The 21,219-nt window shown below is 39.3% G+C and carries 15 protein-coding genes; 9 read left to right on the plus strand and 6 right to left on the minus strand.

Annotated features, from left to right (window positions below; translation table 11 throughout):
* Nucleotides 1-351: 351 nt before the first annotated feature.
* Nucleotides 352-2,781 carry a bifunctional aspartate kinase/homoserine dehydrogenase I gene (gene thrA, locus B5X70_RS07115; RefSeq protein WP_079557202.1) on the plus strand — a complete coding sequence of 810 codons (2,430 nt, stop codon included), beginning with the start codon at nucleotides 352-354 and terminating at the stop codon, nucleotides 2,779-2,781.
* A gap of 257 nt (nucleotides 2,782-3,038) precedes the next feature.
* Here thrA and B5X70_RS07120 read toward each other — a convergent pair whose 3' ends face one another.
* The 5 genes from B5X70_RS07120 to B5X70_RS07140 all read right to left on the minus strand — a co-directional run bounded on the left by B5X70_RS07120 (nucleotide 3,039) and on the right by B5X70_RS07140 (nucleotide 9,010).
* Nucleotides 3,039-3,794: a GIN domain-containing protein gene (locus B5X70_RS07120; protein ID WP_157666450.1), complete on the minus strand. Its 756-nt coding sequence runs from the start codon at nucleotides 3,792-3,794 to the stop codon at nucleotides 3,039-3,041.
* 318 nt (nucleotides 3,795-4,112) lie between these two features.
* Nucleotides 4,113-5,264 carry an acyloxyacyl hydrolase gene (locus B5X70_RS07125; protein ID WP_079557204.1) on the minus strand — a complete coding sequence of 384 codons (1,152 nt, stop codon included), beginning with the start codon at nucleotides 5,262-5,264 and terminating at the stop codon, nucleotides 4,113-4,115.
* A 165-nt stretch (nucleotides 5,265-5,429) separates the two neighbouring features.
* Nucleotides 5,430-7,322, minus strand: a complete 1,893-nt coding sequence (gene speA, locus B5X70_RS07130; protein WP_079557205.1) for a biosynthetic arginine decarboxylase — start codon at nucleotides 7,320-7,322, stop codon at nucleotides 5,430-5,432.
* A gap of 92 nt (nucleotides 7,323-7,414) precedes the next feature.
* The gene (locus B5X70_RS07135; protein ID WP_079557206.1) at nucleotides 7,415-8,413 is read right to left on the minus strand and encodes a cellulase family glycosylhydrolase; all 999 of its coding nucleotides are present in this window, start codon (nucleotides 8,411-8,413) and stop codon (nucleotides 7,415-7,417) included.
* Between the two features lie 27 nt (nucleotides 8,414-8,440).
* Nucleotides 8,441-9,010, minus strand: a complete 570-nt coding sequence (locus B5X70_RS07140) for a hypothetical protein (RefSeq protein ID WP_079557207.1) — start codon at nucleotides 9,008-9,010, stop codon at nucleotides 8,441-8,443.
* Nucleotides 9,011-9,654: 644 nt separating this feature from the next.
* On the opposite strand from B5X70_RS07140, the gene B5X70_RS07145 reads away from it, so the two are divergent.
* The 6 genes from B5X70_RS07145 (at nucleotide 9,655) to B5X70_RS07170 (ending at nucleotide 18,441) form a co-directional block, all read left to right on the plus strand.
* Nucleotides 9,655-12,009, plus strand: a complete 2,355-nt coding sequence (locus B5X70_RS07145; RefSeq protein WP_088328519.1) for a glycoside hydrolase family 2 TIM barrel-domain containing protein — start codon at nucleotides 9,655-9,657, stop codon at nucleotides 12,007-12,009.
* Nucleotides 12,010-12,021: 12 nt separating this feature from the next.
* Nucleotides 12,022-13,416: a glycoside hydrolase family 88/105 protein gene (locus B5X70_RS07150; protein ID WP_079557208.1), complete on the plus strand. Its 1,395-nt coding sequence runs from the start codon at nucleotides 12,022-12,024 to the stop codon at nucleotides 13,414-13,416.
* 344 nt (nucleotides 13,417-13,760) lie between these two features.
* A complete protein-coding gene (locus B5X70_RS07155; protein WP_079557209.1) occupies nucleotides 13,761-14,993 on the plus strand; it encodes a DEAD/DEAH box helicase in 1,233 nt (410 codons plus the stop codon).
* 158 nt (nucleotides 14,994-15,151) lie between these two features.
* Nucleotides 15,152-15,742, plus strand: coding sequence for a hypothetical protein (locus B5X70_RS07160; RefSeq protein WP_079557210.1), 591 nt, complete (start codon nucleotides 15,152-15,154; stop codon nucleotides 15,740-15,742).
* 154 nt (nucleotides 15,743-15,896) lie between these two features.
* Entirely contained in the window at nucleotides 15,897-16,631 is a 735-nt protein-coding gene (locus B5X70_RS07165; protein ID WP_079557211.1) for an SDR family NAD(P)-dependent oxidoreductase, read from the plus strand.
* A gap of 76 nt (nucleotides 16,632-16,707) precedes the next feature.
* A complete protein-coding gene (locus B5X70_RS07170) occupies nucleotides 16,708-18,441 on the plus strand; it encodes a cellulase family glycosylhydrolase (RefSeq protein ID WP_079557212.1) in 1,734 nt (577 codons plus the stop codon).
* Nucleotides 18,442-18,473: 32 nt separating this feature from the next.
* On the opposite strand, the gene B5X70_RS07175 is transcribed toward B5X70_RS07170, so the two are convergent.
* Nucleotides 18,474-19,055 (minus strand): thioredoxin family protein, encoded by a 582-nt coding sequence (locus tag B5X70_RS07175; RefSeq protein ID WP_079557213.1) that lies wholly within the window; start codon nucleotides 19,053-19,055, stop codon nucleotides 18,474-18,476.
* A 209-nt stretch (nucleotides 19,056-19,264) separates the two neighbouring features.
* Here B5X70_RS07175 and hemF point away from each other — a divergent pair, with 209 nt between their 5' ends.
* Nucleotides 19,265-20,161 carry an oxygen-dependent coproporphyrinogen oxidase gene (hemF, locus tag B5X70_RS07180; protein ID WP_079557243.1) on the plus strand — a complete coding sequence of 299 codons (897 nt, stop codon included), beginning with the start codon at nucleotides 19,265-19,267 and terminating at the stop codon, nucleotides 20,159-20,161.
* A 9-nt stretch (nucleotides 20,162-20,170) separates the two neighbouring features.
* Entirely contained in the window at nucleotides 20,171-21,190 is a 1,020-nt protein-coding gene (gene hemH / locus B5X70_RS07185; protein ID WP_079557214.1) for a ferrochelatase, read from the plus strand.
* Nucleotides 21,191-21,219 lie beyond the last annotated feature (29 nt).

Here is a 21,219-nt window from a genome sequence, read left to right on the forward strand (position 1 = left end):
ATAAAAAAGAGCATATATTGTAATTAGATTGCTTTAACATTTATTTATACTAGTTAATAATTAAATTGTTACAATTTTTCAATAAAAAATCTATTCGATTCAAATGTTTATGAAAATCGAAAAGTTATGTTAATTAAGTTCGATGCGAATCTCTTAAAAACCTTGTGTGGTTTATTATTTTGTGTATTTTTGTGTGACATGAAGAGTATCATCACATAAATATTCTACTTAAACCTTAAGTGGTTTAAATGTTGTTTTATAAGTCGCATTCCCGTTTATTATTCATGCAAAAGTATAATTTATAGGTAATCGACAAAATTTTATAATGAATTTTTTAACGAATATTTTAATATGCAGGTTTTAAAGTTTGGAGGTACATCAGTTGGTAGTGCTGATAATATTCAAAAAGTAAAAGAGATAGTCTCGTCTATTCAAGGACAGAAAGTTGTTGTTGTTTCTGCTGTTGGTGGCATCACCGACAGATTGATCTCAATGGCACGAACGGCAGAACAGGGAGATAAAACTTGCTTTGAGAACCTGCAATCCATTATTGATAATCATTTTGAGATCATAGATCATCTTTTTCAACCAATTGAAAAGGATGAGGTTATTAAATTAATTGAGCCGGACATTGAAGAGCTTAAAATAATAATTAAAGGTGTATTTCTTATCAGGGAATTAAGTCGAAAGAGTTTTGAGAGTTTATCGGGAATGGGCGAGCGATTATCTTCAAAGATCATCGCTCGATATATAGGCGCCAAGTGGTTTGATAGCCGTAATTATATAAAAACCAATTTTGAGTTTGGCCGAAATCAGGTTATAACCGATGAAACCAATAAACTCTTATCAGAAGTAAAACCGGAAATGGGCAATTGCTCACTGTTCCCGGGTTTCATAAGTAGTAATAAAAAAAGTGAGAACACCACTTTGGGGCGGGGAGGGAGCGATTACACAGCCGCCTTGCTGGCTGCTGCGTTTAAAGCTGATAACCTTCAGATATGGACAGATGTGGATGGTTTTATGACTGCTGATCCCAGGGTCATCAGTCGAGCTTATTGTATAGATAAGCTGAGCTATGCCGAAGCCATGGAGCTTTCGCATTTTGGAGCCAAGGTGATTTATCCTCCAACCATTATCCCGGCTTTTCAGAGCAATATCCCCATTTGGATCAAGAATACATTTAATCCCATGGCACAAGGGACCTTGATTAACAACGAAAAAGTTGATATTAAGGAACGTCAGATTAAGGGGATTTCTTCCATTAAAGAAGTTTCGTTGTTAACGCTGCAAGGAATTGGAATGGTCGGCGTTACCGGCATATCTATGCGGTTGTTTACCGCATTGGCTGCCAATGATGTAAATATAATTCTCATTTCGCAGGCATCTTCTGAAAACAGCATCAGCGTGGTTATTGGTGCCGATCAGTCTTCAATTGCCCGTAACGCAATTGAGCACGAATTTAGAAGAGAGATTGCTCAGAATCATATCAGTCCGGTTACCATTGATGAAAATATGGCCGTTGTTGCCATTGTTGGTGAAAACATGAAACACACCACGGGTATCGCTGGACAGTTATTTAATAGTGTAGGTAAAAATGGCGTCAATATTTACGCCATCGCTCAGGGTGCATCGGAATTAAACATCTCTTTTGTTATAAAAGAGAAGGACATCCGCAAAGCTTTGAACGTAATTCACGAAGCATTCTTCCTCTCTGATTATTCCCGACTGAACCTCTTCCTGGCCGGAAAAGGAACGGTTGGCAGCAAATTACTGAATAAAGTTGTGTCTCAGGCACGTAAACTAAAAGACGAAAACAATTTAATGATTCGTCTGGTTGGAGTCGCCGGAAGCAGTAATATGCTTTTGGAACGCGAAGGTCTTAATGCCGCCACAGTTATTGAAGATCTTGATAATGTTGGTGAACCTTGTACCATTGAGTCTTTTCGCGATCGCATAATAGAAATGAACGTGGCAAACAGTGTCTTTGTGGATTGCACTGCCAGTGAGCAGGTCGCATCTGTTTATCAGTCACTTCTTGATGCCAACGTGTCGGTGGTAACTGCCAATAAAATTGCCAGCTCATCTTCTTATGCAGCTTACAGTAAATTAAAAGCAACTGCCCGTGAAAAAGGTGTCAAGTTCTTTTTTGAAACCAACGTTGGAGCTGGATTACCTGTTATTGCTCCTATTAACGATTTGGTTAAAAGTGGAGATAAAATTGAAAGATTGGAAGCAGTTTTATCCGGAACTCTTAACTTCATTGTAAATACCCTTTCAGAAGATAATCCGCTTTCAGATGTCATTTCGGAAGCTAAAGCCAAAGGCTTTAGCGAACCTGATCCAAGAGTTGATTTAAGTGGTACCGATGTGGTGCGTAAACTTCTTATTCTTGCACGCGAATCGGGTTACGTGCTTGAGCAGGAAGATGTGGAAGTTGAACCATTTGTGCCTGCTGAATATTTGGATTTACCTTCGTTGGATGCTTTTATGGATAAGGTGAAAGATTTAAATCCAGTATTTGAAAATCAGAGAAAAAATCTGGCTATAGAAGGGAAACGCCTCCGCTACGCTGCGCGCTTATCAGAGGGGAAAGCTAAAGTGGGATTAATTGAAGTAGACAGTAAACATCCTTTTTACGACCTGGAAGGCAGCAACAACATCATACTTGTTTGGTCAGAGAACTACAATGAGCATCCCCTGCAGGTAAAAGGCTACGGAGCCGGTGCAGATGTTACAGCTGCAGGTGTGTTTGCCGATATTATAAAAGTGGCAAATGTGTAAAAGAGAGCTGGGTTCGTTAGTTGATGTGAAGGTTGTAGTCGGTTTAGATGTTTTCTTTTACTATTTTAAAATTAGAACAAAAGGGCTGTCATATATAAAGTCATTTCAATCCGAATATAGAGGGGCGTAGCCCTAATATCTTCGTAGTATTTTTTAGTTCTTTTGGTTTTAGGGACGTAGCCCTGGCATCTTAAGGAATTAATTTTTAATCCGTCGTAACTTTTTTAAGAGTGTAACTGCTTCAATTCTAAAAGTTTCTACTCAGTAACCTGAACAACCATCCCGGATGGACGTAAAGTTGATGTTTCATCCTGTTTATACTGAACTTCCGGATTACCGGAATAGTATACATTACCGGAAGAAAAAATGGTTACATCAAGTTTCTCTGTAGAGTTTACAAAACAGTTTCCAAAGGACAAATGACGTATATTGGTTGTTCCTGTTGTCAGGGCTGAGGCGTTGATGTTGGTACCACCTTCAATGTGATAATATGCTTTATTTGCAACGCCCAATAACTGATGCGTCGTCTTTGTCCCACGTCCATATACATTGAATCGAAAATGGTCACCTTTTAGTTTCAAATCACTTGTGGTATATGTTCCTCTTCCGTTAATTGATATGGTGAGATTTTCAAATTTCAACGAGTCACGGTTGGCCAGTTGACTTGGTGCGTTTATGGTCAATCGTCTGAAATCAGGTGCATAGATTAAAATATCTGGCAGTTTGTCCTGTTGAAGCCGAAAAGGATTGGTATGTGTGATGTTAAGTTTGTTGTCGGAAGTGTCAATTTCATAGCCCCTGGCTATGAAATCCATTCCTGTTATTTTGATCTTATAATCTTCACTGTTTACCAGAACAATTGAAGATGAAGCGTTCACCTCAATGTGGCCTGATCCGTCCCATGGAATTTCTATGGTAATTTCTTCTCCTGTTCTTTTTAGATCCGTGATGTAATCACAGGCCGAAAGAACTAATATTGTAAAGAGAATGAATGAAATGACAGTTTTTTGCACGAAATATATGTTAGTTATTTGTCTGTTCAATGATTATCACCCATAGTTAGCAAATTTGATATTCTTCGGAATGATTGACAGTTGATAGTTTATGGTTTATAGTTTATGGTTGATAGTTCATGGTTGATAGTTCATGGTTTATAGTTTATGGTTGATAGTTGTTAGTTTATGGTTGATAGTTTATAGTTAACTTAATTTCTCACTAATCACGTAATTTCGCCTCACCCCGCAATCCAAAATCTGCAACGCGCAACCCCAAACTCTAAACCCTAAATCCTAAATCATAAACCTTAAACCTTAAACCCTAAACCCTAAACCCTAATACCTAAACCTATACCCCATCCCAAACTCTATAAACTCTGCCGTGAAAAAGTTGGCCTTTATACCAAAATGACCCAACAGGTTTTCATAAATCTTTTGCCTGATGCCCAAACGTGCATACACTGGTTGACGTGGTTCTGTTTTATAATGTACATAAGCGCCTGCAGTAATATACAGTGCTGTAGCGCCAAGATGCGATTCCATGGTTCCGGTTATTCCGGTATAAAAGTAGTCAGAAAATCCATATTCCGCATTAAAATCCATCTCCTCCAATTTAATAAAGGCCAAAGGAGCTCCACCGTATCTTATAAAATCAAGTCCCAGTCCATATGCTTTGTTTTCAGTTTGATACCACAAATGTGTTAAAGTAAGACTGCCCGACCAATGTATGTCCGGGGGATATGGCGCCGCCTGATTGCGTCCTGCACTCAGTGTTCCGACAATTTCTCGTGCTTTGATTCGAGGAGAGGTTTGCGGAAGAACCCTTGGATATTCCTGCGTCGACAAATGATATGTTGCACCAAAAGAGATAGCAGCTGTATTGAGCCCGTGATTTGGCTTGCGTGAAGAGCCATTGCTCATATGGTTAAGCGAGAGGGTTGATCGAAGATTAATTCTGTTACTGACCGGATAGGATAGATGTAGCCCCAGGCCTATATAAGCATTCAGATACGATCCAAAAATGTTATTAAACAAATTTCCTGATTTGTCATAAGGAGTGTCAGCGTATCCCAACCCAAGCGCGACTCTGTATCGGGCATTAAGGTTTCCTAAATCAAACAGGTTGAAATTGATGTATGGATAGATTGCATAGCCGTTTCCGTAGATGTTTGGTTCTCCAAGCGTGCTGAACCAAAAACCGATCCCGGTTTCCGGGTATCCCATTTTACTTTCCCAGATTTGTGATCCGAATCTTCTTCTGTTTAAATTTATCTCCACCCCACTGGCATAGTCGCTTATAAAATAGGCCATGTTTGAGTGATGGGGTATCACGATGCCGTAATGGTATCTGGCTTCTATTGAGTAGAAAGTGCTGTCATTGTTTGCCTCTGAATCAGCTGAGATCAAAAAGGCGGCGATGAAAAAAAACGTTACGTTTTTTTTAAGAATTAGTAACTCCCGAATGACTTTTTCTAAATAATCAATCAATTTCTGGTTTTGTTATTATTAGGGTTTATGAATGTAGGGTAGATGGTTTATAGTTTATAGTTCATGGTTGTTAGTTCGTCGACAAAATCATAAATTCAAACTATCAACTCTAAACATTAAACTAAGAACTCTCAACTATCAACCCCAAACCATCAACTATAATCTCTATTCTAGATAGGTGTATCCATACAATCCAGATCGGTATGTAGACAAAAACTCTTTACCTTCCTCCGCCGTAATTTTTCCTGCTTTTACAGAACTTGTTACCCAGGTTTCTACTGTTCTTACCAGTTTTTTCGGATTAAACTGAACATATTCAAGAACTTCGGCAACAGTTTCTCCGTCAATGATTTGCTCAATGTTATAATCATCTTTATTTACACTTACATGCACCGCATTGGTATCACCAAACAGGTTGTGTAAATCGCCCAGTATTTCCTGGTAAGCACCTACCAAAAACACACCAATATAATAGGTTTCTCTGGATTTTAAAGGGTGTACCGGCAAATAGTGTGAGATATTCCTGGTGGCGATGAAATTGTCGATTTTACCATCAGAATCACATGTAATATCTTGTAAAGTGGCGGCGCGTGACGGTTTTTCGTCCAACCGATGAATGGGCATGATTGGGAAAATCTGGTCGATGGCCCAGGAATCAGGCAGCGACTGAAACAATGAAAAGTTGCAGAAATATTTGTCAGACAGTATTCTTGACAGATTCCTGAATTCATCGTTGGGATGTTTCATGGTAGATGCCATTTGGTGAATTTCACCTGCAATAGACCAGAATAAACGTTCAACTCTGGCTCGTGTTACCAAATCCAGAACTCCGAGACTATAACGGTCAAGTGCCTCCTCACGAATCTGAAGCGCATCATGCCAACTCTCCAACATCCTTGGCTGATTTAGGTTGTCCCATAAATCATAAAGCTCTTTCACCAAATCGTGATCCTCATCGCCTACTTCATCATCATCCTTCCACATAGGAGGAGAGGTTGCCTCCAGTACCTCAAATATAAGAACAGAATGGTGAGCCGTTAATGAACGTCCGGACTCTGTGATTACATTTGGATGAGGAATTCCCTCCTTATCACTGGCTACAACGAAATGAGAAATGGAGTCATTAACATACTCCTGTATGGTGTAATTCACACTGCTTTCACTGATGGAAGAGCGCGTTCCGTCATAATCAACGCCCAAGCCTCCGCCAATATCAACAAAGTCAATTTTAAATCCAAGTTTATGAAGCTGGACGTAAAATTGAGCAGCTTCGCGAAGTGCTGTTTTTATCCTGCGGATTTTTGTGACCTGGCTGCCAATATGAAAATGGATCAGGCGCAGACAATCTTCCATTTTGTTCTTTTCAAGGAATTCGCAAGCTTCTAATAATTCACTTGATGAAAGACCAAATTTGCTTTTATCGCCTCCCGATTCTTCCCATTTTCCACTTCCACTGCTGGCAAGTTTTATTCTAATACCGATATTTGGCTTAATTTTCAGCCTTTTGGAAATGGACGCAATGAGTTTAAGTTCATTAAGTTTTTCAACTACAATGAAAATCCTTTTACCCATTTTTTGAGCCAACAGTGCCAGTTCAATGTAGTCCTCGTCTTTGTATCCGTTACAAATAATTAACGAATTGGTCTCAGTATTGATGGCCAACACTGCATGAAGTTCAGGTTTTGACCCCGCTTCAAGACCAATGTTGAATTTCTTTCCGTGGCTTACAATCTCTTCCACAACCTGACGCATTTGATTTACCTTAATCGGGTAAATCAAAAAATTCTGTGCTTTGTATTCGTATTCCTCGGCTGCTTTTTTAAAACAGGTGGATATGGTTTCAATCCGGTTATCTAAAATATCCGGGAATCGGATGAGAACAGGGTTGGGGACATCCCGAACCATTAATTCATCCATGAGTTCCTTGAGGTCAACGCCTGCCTGACCTTTTTTCGGGGTTACTATAACATTCCCTTTATCGTTAATGGAAAAGTAATCCACTCCCCAACCGTTGATGTTGTAAAGTTCAGCAGAATCTTCAATACGCCATTTTCTCACTTCTGACCAATGTTTTAAGGTTTATAATATAAAGTGCGAAATAACTACTTTTTTATGAGAAAAGAAACAGATGTTACAATTCAAATTACTGATTACTCCAACGAAGGTTTAATGGAGGTGTTTTTAATTGAATAAGGATGTGTAACAGCAACTTCCAATCCCCAGTCGGTTAAGCCTTTAAATTTGCCTCGCAACTCTCCCCGTGTCATGTCCATTTCAGCACAGTCGCCGTTTCCAACGGCTCCCCACGACCAGGCCAGCCAACCAATGTCGTGTTTCTGGCACTGCTCCATGATGGTTTCATAGTCAATGTGCCTCGCACAGTTTACACCCATCGGTGCAAATTCTCCAACTATTAAAGGAAGGTTTAGGTTGACAGATTGTTCAATTCCATCAATGATTCGCTGAGTTGAGCCATCTTCAGCAACCCACCACATGTGTACAGAAAAAATTAAATTTGATAGTGGATCATGTTTCAATAAGCCGGGGCCTGTCTCCAGAAGAATGTCCAAATCCTGGCCCCAACCTGATGCATCAATTACTAATGGGCATCGTAATCCTGTTGCACGAATTCTATCAATGGCTAATTCGTAACCTATTCTGAATGTTTCTGCATCAACATCATGTCCTCCACATTCGTTGACAATGTTAAGTAGCAGATAACGTTCATGTTTCTTCAAAACTTTAACAACATCAGGCCTTACCCAATAATCTACTTGTTCCTGTAGTTTTTCCCATTTGCCGGTTGCACCATGCAATTCCGGCATGGGGAAGATGCCGGCATCAACTGTGTTTTGAATGATTTTATCCAGGTTCTCTGGTGTAGCATTGATGTTTTCTGAATCCGTTAACCATACAATTCTTAAAGTGTTGGAGTTGGTTTTCGCAATTTCCGGAATGATGGTGTCTCCGGTTAAATCATCACTCCAAATAAACATCTCGTTCACTCCCCGCATAACCAGTTTTTCATGGTTGGCGGTGTAAACATGTCTTCCTTTCACATACGCTACGCCATCTAATGATGTATGATTTGATTTACAGCTTGCCAGTGCCAGCAATGCCATTAGTGAAAAGAAAGTGTAGGTTTTCATAGGAGTGTTTTTGAGTTAGGAAAATAATTAAAGAGGGTTGCTTAAATCAAACTCAGCCCTAAATACAATTTCACCTAAATACCCCAGTTCATATGTCATGGTTGACAAGTCATCTGAAAGTATGACATTCCAGACACGATCAAGTTCATCATCCAGAAGATTGTCGGTATATTGATCTGCAGGGAATGATTGTCTGAATGGCGTTCCTGTTCCATCTGAATAGCCACCATATAAAGTCAGGTCTTCTGGTGTGCCATCAGGATGTCTGTGATCGTGCCTGAATCGTAATGATCCGTGATCATTAATAAACATCCATGTACGTGAGGTATCATCGTCAATGTGGAACGGAATATGCACTTCATCTGATTCGCAAACTGTGAAAAAGATGACCATTCTTTTATCTGCCCAACTGTCGCGTCCATCCTTGGTGTATGTTTCTCTTCCTTCAAAAGATTGGCCGCAAAGGGATTTTAGATTGTCGAGGAATTGTTGTTCTGTTTCAGATAGGCTGTTAGATTGCTGAGAGTCTTGTCCCGGTGAGGTTGAACAAGCAACCAATATCCATGAAAGGGTTATGAGACTTAATACAGTTTTCATTTTTCTTATAATTTAAAGTGTGCAATAGTTGGCTGATTTTTTTATTCTACAGAATTACAAGCAGATATAAACATGCTTGCCAAATGTATAAGTTAATTGAAGTCAAAGATATACTCTTGTTTACAATCTAAAAGTTTAACGAATTATTAATTGTATTGATTCTAAGTTTAATTGCGATGCTAATTTATGCATAATAGAAAGCGGATTTATTTGATAAAAATCTATCTCTTCCCCTAAAGTTTAGATGTTTTGTATTTTCAAAGATGTATAAATCAATGATTTTCATGTGTGATGATGCTCCACTTAGTCATTTTACGATGCGGATGGAACCTCTTTTGTTGTCAAAACTGAAGTAAATATCGTATTTTAATGTTTATTTACAAAACAACAACCTGGGTGCTTTTTATAAATGGGTAGGCGAAATCATTAGTTCCTTTTCAAAAACCAATGAAAATAGTTTTCATGAGCGTTAAAAAACATCTTAAAAATTGTGTTATCTTGTAAATACATGTATATTTGTGTTTTTTAAATCATTTGTTGTGTAGGCTTGTCATATTAGGGGGCAGGGCACAATTTAACCAACTCATTATTATTTGTTTTGTTGTTAGCGTCTTTACAAGTTAAAATAATTTAATATCTGTACCATGACCACTATTATCTACAAAAAATGGAAAAATCTTTTTACCCTTCTATTGATTTCAATATTTATTTTTAGCGGATGTATGGTTGACGACCATGACTACCCTTCATCTCGCATAACAATTTCATTTAACAATGATTGGATGTTTATGGAAGGAGATCATGATGGAGCTCAGGCAAGAAGGTTTAATGACCGAAGTTGGAGAGCGCTGAATGTTCCCCATGATTGGAGTATAGAAGGAGAGTTTGATCAGAATAATCCAACCGGAAGAGGAGGGGGGTATTTGCCAAATGGTATTGGCTGGTATAGAAAATCGTTCGATATTCCATCTGCCTTTGAAGGAAGAAGAGTTTTTATCCACTTTGATGGCCTTATGGCCAATAGTGATGTTTATATTAACGGAGAGCATCTTGGGCACAGACCCTATGGCTACGTGAGCATGGAATATGAGTTGACCGATTACTTAAGGTACGGCCGCTCTAATACCATCGCTGTGCGTTTGGATAATTCAAAACAGCCAGCATCACGATGGTACACAGGTGCTGGAATTTATCGAAATGTCCGTCTTATAGTGAAGAATGATGTGCATATTGATAATTGGGGAACTTTTTTTTCTACTCCGAAAGTCTCTGAAGAGTCTGCAACAGTAAGAGTGTTTACCACTTTGAAAAATAGTTCTGAGATTAGCCATCAAGTGCATTTAAATACGCTGATCCATAATCCTACAGGGGATCTTGTTTCAGAAAAAGGGACTGTTATAGATTTGGCACCAGGAGAAAAAATCGACATTGAACAAATATTAGAGGTGCTTAACCCTCAATTGTGGTCTCTTGATTCTCCTCAACTTTATAAAGGTATTTCACAAGTGACTATAGATAATGAGTTGCAGGATGACCTTGTAACTAACTTTGGAATAAGGTCATTTCATTTTGAGCCTGCTACCGGATTTTACCTCAATGGTGAGAACATCAGAATTAAAGGTGTATGTCTTCATCATGATGCAGGTGCAGTCGGTGCAGCCGTGCCTCTTGCAATTTGGGAGGAAAGATTTAATCAACTTCAATCAATCGGAATTAATGCCATAAGATTATCACACAATCCTTTTGCACCCGAATTTCTGGAGTTGTGCGACCGCATGGGATTCATTGTTATGAATGAAAGTTTTGATACCTGGCGTGCACGTAAAAACCACGGAGATTACGGATATCAACATCATTTTGATGAATGGTGGGAGGAAGACACACGTTCCATTGTTCTAAGAGATCGCAATCACCCGTCCATATTTATGTTTAGCATTGGTAACGAAATTAGGGATAATCTTGATAATGAGCAGGGGTTTGAAACATTCAGGATGCAGTATGATCTTGTTCATAAACTAGATGGGACACGCCCTGTTACAATGGGGTTGTTCAGACCCAATCAAGCCAATGTTTATCAGAATGGATTTGCTGAAATGATGGATATTGTAGGGCAAAATTATCGGGAAGAAGAGTTGCTGCAAGCATCAATTGATAACCCACACTGGAAAGTAATTGGTACGGAAAACGGGCATACCAGACAGGCATATCTGATTTGGAGAGATAATCCTGCCATCGCCGGACACTTTCTATGGACAGGATTCGATTATCTTGGCGAAGCCGACTGGCCTGAGGTGTCGCATGATTTTGGCCTTTTTGATCGCGCTGGTTTTACCAAACCACGCACCTACGAAAGAGAAAGTTGGTGGTCTGATAAGCCTATGATCAGAATCTTCAGACGTGAACAACATTTAGGTGAAGGAGGACTTGTGGATGATTGGACACCTACTGATTTTGATACATATGATGAAGCTCATATCGAAATTTATACCAATTGTGATGAAGTGGAATTGATCTTTAATGGTGAATCGCAGGGTGTCAGAAAACGTCCTGCCGATCATTCACCCATAAGATATCGACTGACCTATCAGCCTGGGTCTATAAAAGCAATTGGGCGAATTGATGGAAAAGATGTTGCAATTCATGAGATGCAAACGGCTATGCCTCCTTCTAATATTGCACTATCAGCGTCTAAAACTACATTGAAAAATGATTGGGATGATGTGGCCATCGTTCGTGTTATGCTGACTGATGAAAATGGCGTTCATTCTCCCAATTTTGATCGGCCATTGACTTTTAATGTTTCAGGAAATGGAGAGCTAATTGCGGTAGATAACGGACAACGGGATAGCCACGAGCCATTTAAGACCAATGTGAGAAGAACATCCAGAGGACAAGCCATTGCTATTGTGAGAGCTAACGCTGATGTTGGACAGATTCTTGTGTCTGTGTCCGGTGAAGGTCTGGAAGAGAGCTCCATTGAGATTAATATAAACCAATAAACCTATAAGACTATGAGATCTATTATTTTAAGTGCTTTTTGTCTTTTGATCGCTGTAAGTTGCTCAACAGACACCGAAAAGCAACCTGTTTTAACAGACACAACTGCTCCTTTGCATCTTTTGCAGGCCGACCATGGCGTTCCGTATGGCATTATGGCTGAAGAGGATATCATGGAAGTTTTATTCAGAGTTCATGAATATTTAGATAGAACAACACCAAAAACCCTGATTAATAAAAACTCATTATTGCCGGTATCTGACTATACTGAGATAGACAAAGAAACCATTTTTACAAGAGGCGATTACCGTTTGATCAGTTACGAATGGGGTGTTACCTATGGAGGCATGTTACTGGCTGGTGAAATCACAGGAGATAATAGATTTACGAACTACTCGGTAAGCCGATTGGAGTTTTTGTCAGAATTATTGCCTTACTTTAAGGAGTTATATGATAATGGTTTTGTTGAAGGTAACCCCATGAGAACCGTTATTGAACCTCGTTCATTGGACGATTCAGGTGCGATGGCTGCTGCTATGATTAAAGCTGTGAGAGGAGGGTATACCGATGGTCTGGATTGGATGATCAGGAATTATGTGGATTACATATCCAATGATCAACTCAGGTTGTCAGATGGTACATTGGCACGACATAGACCACAGCCATATACTCTCTGGCTTGATGATTTATTTATGAGTGTGCCTGCTCTGGCTCAAATGGGCGTTTACACAGGCGACGATAAATATTTTGATGATGCAGTATTGCAGGTGAAGAACTTTTCGGATTACATGTTCAACTGGGATAAAGGTTTATACATGCATGGATATGTAACCGGAATGGATGTTCACCCTGAATTCAGATGGGCACGTGCAAACGGCTGGGCCATTATGACCAAGATAGAGCTGCTCGATGTTTTGCCAGCATCTCACCCCGGATATGATTTCGTAGTTAGCCTGCTTCAAGCCCATGTTGCCGGATTGGCAGAAGTGCAATCAGGATTTGGGTTCTGGCATCAGTTGCTGGATAGAAGTGATAGTTATCTTGAAACATCAGCCACAGCCATATTTACTTATTCAATGGCTAAAGCAATAAATGAAGGTTGGATTGATGGTTTGGCATACGGACCTGTTGTCTCTTTGGCTTGGAACGCTGTTTCGACCAAAATTAATGCCATGGGACAGGTTGAAGGCACATGTGTTGGAACAGGTATGGCTTTTGATCCTGCTTTTTATTATGCTCGTCCGGTAAATGTTTTTGCTGCACATAGTTATGGGCCGGTTTTGCTTGCTGGTGCTGAGATGATTCGGTTGTATAGAGAACAAAAAACTTCAATGAATGATAGCGCATTTCTGTTTTACGATGATGATGCTGAACTTGGAAGTGACCCAATTTTTTACGTTACACCTTAAATTATTGAAAGTTATTTAGATATATTGATGGTTCTGAAAGATACACAAATATTACCTATTTGTTTTAAACAGAACAAAACTCAAATATGAGAAGCAAAATAGAGGCTGTTCCCATGGGAACAGCCTCTATTTTGTATTAGCCTAGTCAAAGGTAAATGTGATCTTATTGATAATGCTTTTATCTATTTAAAACCTCTACTCAATCTTATCGATTTTTTGCAATTGATGAATTTCTTTAGCCGATGCAATGATGATGTTTGTAAATTGGCAAAGATAGCAAGTTGTTGCTATCTTTGCTTTCTTTTCATATTGCTCTAGGCCGACTTTAAAAACATATTCATATCATGAGATTTGATAAATACGATTTCCATCCTCAACTAATTAGAAATCTAGCTGAGCAAGGGTTTAAAAAGCCTACCGATATACAATATAAATCGATTCCACCCATCTTAAAAGGTGAGGATGTTTTGGCGGTAGCACAAACCGGAACCGGAAAAACTGCAGCTTTTGCGATTCCGGTGATTGAAAAACTTATTCACAGGAAAAGAAGTCTGGCTAATTTTGAAGTACGATGCATGGTAATGGTTCCAACTCATGAACTTGCGATGCAGGTGGCCGGGGTTTTTGATTCCCTGCTAAAGGGGACTGGGCTTAAGGTTCTTGCATTAATAGGAGGGGTTGATCAAACACCACAGATTAATCGTCTGAAAAAAGGTGTTGATATCATGGTTGCCACACCAGGCCGTATGTTTGATTTGTCAAGTCAGGGCTATCTGGATCTAAAATCGATTGAAATTTTAATTCTTGATGAAGCTGATCATATGCTTGAACTCGGTTTTTATAACGACATGCGTCAACTTTTCAGAAATCTTCCTAAGAATAAGCAAACATTGTTCTTTTCAGCAACGATTGATGAAAAAATAAAGGATTTGGCTTATGGCCTGGTCAGACATGCAGTTCGAATTCATATCTCACCCAAGAATCCGGTTTCCGGCAAAATTGATCATGCTGTTACTTACGTGGAGATGGATCATAAACGGTTTTTTCTGGAGAGGATTGTCAGAGAGAATCCCGATAGTAAAATATTGGTTTTTGTACGTACAAAAGTTCGTGCAGAACGTGTTCTTAAAGCGATGGAGCGAGTTGGACTCTCCTCTGAAACCATTCACAGCGATAAGGATCAGAAGAACCGTAACAGTGCTATGAGTAATTTCCGGGAAGGAATTAATAAGGTTTTGATAGCTACAGACGTTAGTGCCAGAGGAGTCGATATACCTAATGTTGAGATTGTAGTAAATTATGATTTGCCTGAGATTCCGGAGAATTATGTTCATAGAGTAGGACGAACAGGTCGGGGCGTTAATCGGGGAAAGGCTGTATCATTTTGTAGCGATGAGGAACGTGAAATTTTGGAGCAAATTGAAGAGTTTTTAACAAATCCAATTGCCGTAATTAATATGAATACTGAAGAGTATGAAAAATCAATCGATTTTTCTCCTGCAGCTACACATGACTGGAAATCATTAATAGATGAAGATCTTGAAAAAGGTAAGAAAAAGATTAAAAAACGCAGATAATAGTCCCTGATTTAATTGCCTTTTGGATTAAAAAATCATAAATTTATTAAAAATAAAGCACTGTTTTTTGAAACGATAATCTCTTGAGTTGCGTACAATTTAATAAAGGATGACATGATACATTAAAACCTTAAATGCTTCATAAAACAGTCTCCTTTATGGCTTTTATAGTCTGGAACGGGAACCCTGTGTTCGAAGTAGTTTTAATTTTAACTGGAGGAACGGTCATGAAAACGAAAACGGTAGTATTCAGGTTTCTTGCTGGACTTCTGGTGGTAGCGTTAATAAACATTCAAGGGATTTCCCAGGAGAAAGAAAAGTTAAGTGACAGTGGAACCATTTGTATTCTTATAAGCTCTGCTTATAGCCAACCAGTTTTAATTGAGAACTTTTCTTTTCTTGAGGATTGGATGATTAATGATAATTTCGTTACCGGAAATCAGGAGATAAACTTTACATTAGAGCTATGGATGTTGGACATCGAGAGGAATGATGAAGTTGTAGAAGAATTGAACATAGTTTCTGATTGGATGCTGGAAATTGGGTTCGATGTTCTGATTGATGAAACTGAGAGTTTGTTTGATTGGATGATTGAGTTTGAGCAGTTTGTGTTAGATGAGTTGTTAATCCAGACCATCGATTCCCCTAAGTTGGAGCAGTGGATGTATGATGAATTTTTCTCTCTGGACGAATGGACCGCCGGAGATGAGGTGGAAGAGTGGATGCTTAAGTGTTTTAGTTTGAACTAATAGTTAGATTTGCTGTATTTTAAAGAAAGGAAAAGAGTTGCATTTTGGCAACTCTTTTTTTTTATCCTCTCTTTTGTGAGTTTTATCCATGCAATTTTCTGAATTATTTTAATATATTTGCATAGTAAACGTTTAAAGTACACTAACCATGGCGATGAGTGATATTTCTACAAAACATGTGATTGTAACGGGCGGCTGTAATGGAATTGGTGAAGAAATAGTAAACCAATTTCTTGAAATTGGAGCATTTGTTCATGTCGTTGATGTTGACCGGGAAAAGGGTGAGAAATTGGTTAGTTTGAACGAAAAGTTACACTTTTATGAATTTGATGTTGCAGTTCCGGAAAATATAACTGCTTTCTTTAAGCAACTTAGTTCCGAATCTGTTGAGCCGCATATATTGGTAAACAATGCAGGCATAAGTCGTTTTAAAGAATTAAAGGTGTGCGATACCAGTTTTTGGGATGATGTTGTTAACACGAATTTACGAGCTCCTTTTATCTTTTCGCGCGAATTTGCAAAAATGCACAAACCCGTAAGTTATGGCCGAATCATAAATATTGCCTCAACCCGGTTTGTTCAATCTGAACCCGGTAGCGAAGCTTACGGCGCGTCAAAAGGTGGACTGGTATCATTGACGCATGCACTTGCAGCCTCTCTGTCAGGTACCGGTATTACGGTCAATTGCGTCTCTCCAGGCTGGATAAATACAAACGAAAATGCCTCATTCTCTGACGTTGATCATATGCAGCATTTCTCCGGTCGAATTGGCAAACCTTGCGATGTTGCAAATATTGTTCTGTTTTTGTGTGAACCTCAAAATGATTTCATAAACGGTGAAGAAATTCGAGTTGATGGAGGCATGACACGCAAGATGATTTATTTATAAATATCGACTTATTGAATTAAAGTTCAATATTAACATAGCCTTTACAACATATTTATTCATATAACACCAAGCCACTATGAAACAAAAATTACTATTACTTATTATTTGTACAAGTTTATCACTTGCGGTTTTTTCACAAACCAGACAGCCCGCTTTTGAAATGAATGAGCGACTGGGGCGTGGAATGAACATGGGAAATACATTTGAAGCCCCCTCAGAAACAGCCTGGAGCAATCCCTGGCAGCCTCAATATTTTGAGATGATGGCAGACTTGGGGTTCAATCATGTTCGAATTCCTATCAGATGGGAAACTGAAGCCCGAAGTATGGATGAATATCCATACACCATAACCGCCTCGTTTATGGAACGAATACAGGAAGTTGTGGATAATGCCATTGAGAATGGTCTCATAGCCATCATCAATATGCATCATCATGAGTTGTTGTTAGCAAATCCAAGCGAGCAATATGATCGATTTATTGCGCAATGGGTGCAAATTGCTGAGTTTTTCAAGGATTATCCGGATGAATATCTGCTTTTTGAAGTTCTGAACGAACCTCATCAGGCCATTACCCCACAAATGTGGAATGACATGTTTGCAGATGCTCTGGAGGTAATTCGTGAAACTAACCCAACACGTGTTGTGTTAATGGGGACTGCCGAGTTTGGTGGTTTAAGTGGAGTTAGGCATATTGAACTGCCCGAAGATGATTATTTGATATTGTCTGTTCATTACTACAATCCGTTTCAATTTACACACCAGGGGGCAGATTGGGTTGAGGGTGATGCCGATGAATGGTTGGGAACCAAATGGTATGATACGGTTGAAGAACGTAATTTTATTATTAACGAATTCAATTACACAATTCAGTTTTCTAATGATAATGACGTACCCATTCATGTTGGAGAGTTTGGCGTTTATAGCAGAGCAGATATGGAATCCCGCGCTCGTTGGACTACCTTTGTTGCCAGATGGTTCGAAGAGCAGGGTTTTAGCTGGGCATATTGGGAGTTCAGTTCTAGTTTTGGAATTTATAATCGAAATACCGGCAACTATCGTACGGAACTTGTTGATGCATTGTTAAATAACTCAATGCCAGAACCTGCTTCACTAAATAGTCACATAATATATGAAAGTGACTTTACAGAGGGGGAAGATGGTTGGGCATTTCAGTTAGGTGGCGAAGCTGCAGGTACAATGAGTGTCGAAAATAATCAACTTGAGATTGAAATTACCAATGGAAGTTCATTAGGTTGGCATGCTCAACTATTTCGACCTAATATCTCTCTTGAAAATGGGAAATTATACAGATTTTCATTTTCGGCATCGGCGTCTTTCTCCGGAAATTCAACGGTTTACATGGGTCGAAATGCCCCTGATTGGGATGCATACAGCGATCATCACGGGGTTCAGTTTACATCTGAGTTACAACATTATTCTTATAGCTTTACCATGAACGCCGATTCCGATCCCGAAGCACGGATGGCTTTTGATTTGGGTGGAAATACCGGTTTATTTGTATTGCGTGATGTGAAAGTGGAGGAGGTTTTATTGCCTTCTAGTACCAATGAAATGGCTGCTTCTTTGCAATCAGTATATCCAAATCCTGTAATGGACAGGCTGTATGTTAGAAGTAATCAGATCATCTCCAGGATAAAAGTATACTCCATTTCCGGTGTACAGCATTTCTCCAGTGATTTTAATAGTTATGAAACTGACATCTCATTTTCGGAGTTTTCCCCAGGTTATTATCTGGTTAAAGTGATGGATGCTAATGGCAAATTTCAAATTCATAAAATCCTGAAGTAGTAACTTGTTACATTGGCCTGTGAACCTGTGACCTATACAAGGTCACAGGCTTCTGCGGGCATCCAATGTTTGTCCTGTCCGTCCCATTTTACATTACAGCCAATGGGATTTGTTTTTGAGTAGGGTGGTTGTTTGCCTGATGTCAAAGCATCCAACACCAACTCTAAGGTGTTTTCAGTCATTTTAGAAGTATCTCTGGGAGAATCAACTCCTCTTCCAGTGTAAACCAGCTCTCGCTTTTCATTGAAAATGTAAAAATGAGGCGTTCGCAGAGCGCCATATTTCAATGCAACTTCTTGTGATTCATCGTGAAGGTAGTTCCATGGAAATTTGTACTCGTCCATCCGTTTAACCATGTTTGGAAAACTGTCCTCTTCATATGTGTTTATACTGTTGGAGTTAATTCCAACAAATTTAACTCCTTTACTGATGAATTTTTGCGCTGTTTCACGGGTTACTTCATCACTTCCAATAACATATGGGCAATGGTTGCAAGTAAAGAAGACCACCAGCCAGGGAGTTCCCTCAAAACTGCTGAGGGAATAAGTCAGTCCATCAGTTGCCGGTAGATTAAATTCCGGGGCTTTTTGCCCTAAGTCTAATGTAAATGCCATAATTCAATCTGTTTTTTGGATTAATTTGTCCTGTTTGTTAAACAACCTGCTCCAAAAAAGGTTTTAATAAACATTAACTGATGATGCAGTAAAAGCCTGAAAGGTTTTAATATTAGTAACCATGGGGACACCCGTGGTAGATAGGCATTATCCACACAAGCCTGAAAGGGTTAAATATAATGGGTTTAATTTTATATCAATACCACCAAATGGAAACTTTTAAGGAGCAGTTTATAGAATTTATTCATAATTTGCAGGATTCAATTTGTGAGGCGGTTGAAAAGTCCGATGGACTATCTCTTTTTCATGAAGACAGATGGGAGAGGGAAGGCGGTGGTGGTGGTCGTACCCGAATCATTTCCAATGGGAAAGTGTTTGAAAAAGGAGGCGTGAATACTTCTGTTGTTTTCGGGCATTTACCCGAAAACATGATGAAATATCTTGCAACACCGCACAACAGCTTTTTTGCATGTGGATTATCACTTGTGCTTCATCCTATAAATCCATACGTGCCAACTGTTCACGCCAACTATCGGTATTTTGAATTATATGATGAAGAAGGTAACCCGGTTGATTTTTGGTTTGGTGGAGGAAGTGATCTGACCCCTTATTATTTTTTCCAGGAAGATCGGGATCATTTTCATCATGCTCAGCAAGAGGTTTGCGACCGTTTTGATGCAGGTTTATATCCAAAATTCACAAAACGTTGCGATGAGTATTTTTATAATTCACACCGAGGAGAAACCCGTGGCGTAGGAGGTACATTCTATGATTACTTGCGCCCCAATGGGGCACAAAACGGAAAGTTTTGGTTTGATTTGGTTACCTCCCTCGGAAATGAATTTGTTAATTCATACATTCCCATAGTTGAGAAACGCAAGAATCATGATTTTGGAGAAAAAGAAAAATACTGGCAGGAGATTCGACGGGGGCGTTATGTTGAATTCAACCTGTTGCACGATAAGGGTACTTTATTTGGTTTGAAAACCAAAGGACGGACGGAATCCATCTTAATGAGTCTTCCGCCGCGTGTACGGTGGGATTATAATTTCAATCCCCAACCGGGAAGCGAAGAGGAGAAAATGTTAAACATACTGCGAAAATAGAATTGTTATATGGCAAAGAAAGTGATATTACTAACCAACTTAGGGTCCCCCGACTCAACTTCGGTGAAGGATGTGCGTCGCTACCTAAACGAGTTTTTAATGGACGAACGCGTAATTGATGTGCCTTATTTGGGGCGATTACTTTTGGTAAGAGGTATAATAACGCCCTTTCGTGCACCGAAAAGTGCTGCAAAGTATAGAACAATATGGACTGATGAGGGTTCGCCATTAATTGTTATCACCAATGAGTTGGCAGAAAAGGTAGAGAAGCATTCCGGACTGCCGGTTTATGTCTGTATGCGATATGCAAATCCCACGCCAGCATATGCATTTAAGCAAATTCTCTCTGAACATTCCGACGTTGAAGAGGTGACCCTGTTTCCGCTCTATCCCCATTATGCCATGAGCAGTTACGAAACGGCAGTTGAGCATGTGAAAAATGCACACCGTATAGGAGATTATGGTTTTAAATTGAATGTTGTGGCTCCCTATTATAATCACAATGGTTACATAGATGCTTTGGTTGCAACCCTTAAACCATATCTGGTAAAAGGGAAATATGACAGAATACTGTTCAGCTACCACGGTATTCCTGAGCGTCACATTTTTAAAACCGACCCAACCGGTTCCCATTGCCTGAAAGCAGAAAATTGTTGCTCTGTTGAATCTCCGGCTCATGAAAAGTGTTACCGTCACCAGGTGTTGGAAACCACCAGATTGGTGGCAGGAAAACTGAGCTTAACTGAATCGAATTATCTTGTTTCATTTCAATCACGACTTGGAACCGATAAATGGCTCACACCAGCTACTTCTGATGTGTTAAAGGATCTTCCATCGAAAGGTGTTAAAAAACTTCTCGTTATCAGCCCGGCTTTTGTTAGTGACTGCCTTGAAACCCTGGAAGAAATTCATGAAGAGGGACGTGAAACTTTCATCGAGGCCGGTGGCGAACTTTATGATACGATTCCTTGTTTAAATAGCAATGACGATTGGGTGGAGACAATTGTTGATTTGGTGAATAAAGTTTAATGTTTGATGTTTAAGGTAGTTACATGAAA

It is taken from the genome of Alkalitalea saponilacus (assembly GCF_900168165.1).
GTDB classification, from domain to species: Bacteria; Bacteroidota; Bacteroidia; order Bacteroidales; family Marinilabiliaceae; genus Natronoflexus; species Natronoflexus saponilacus.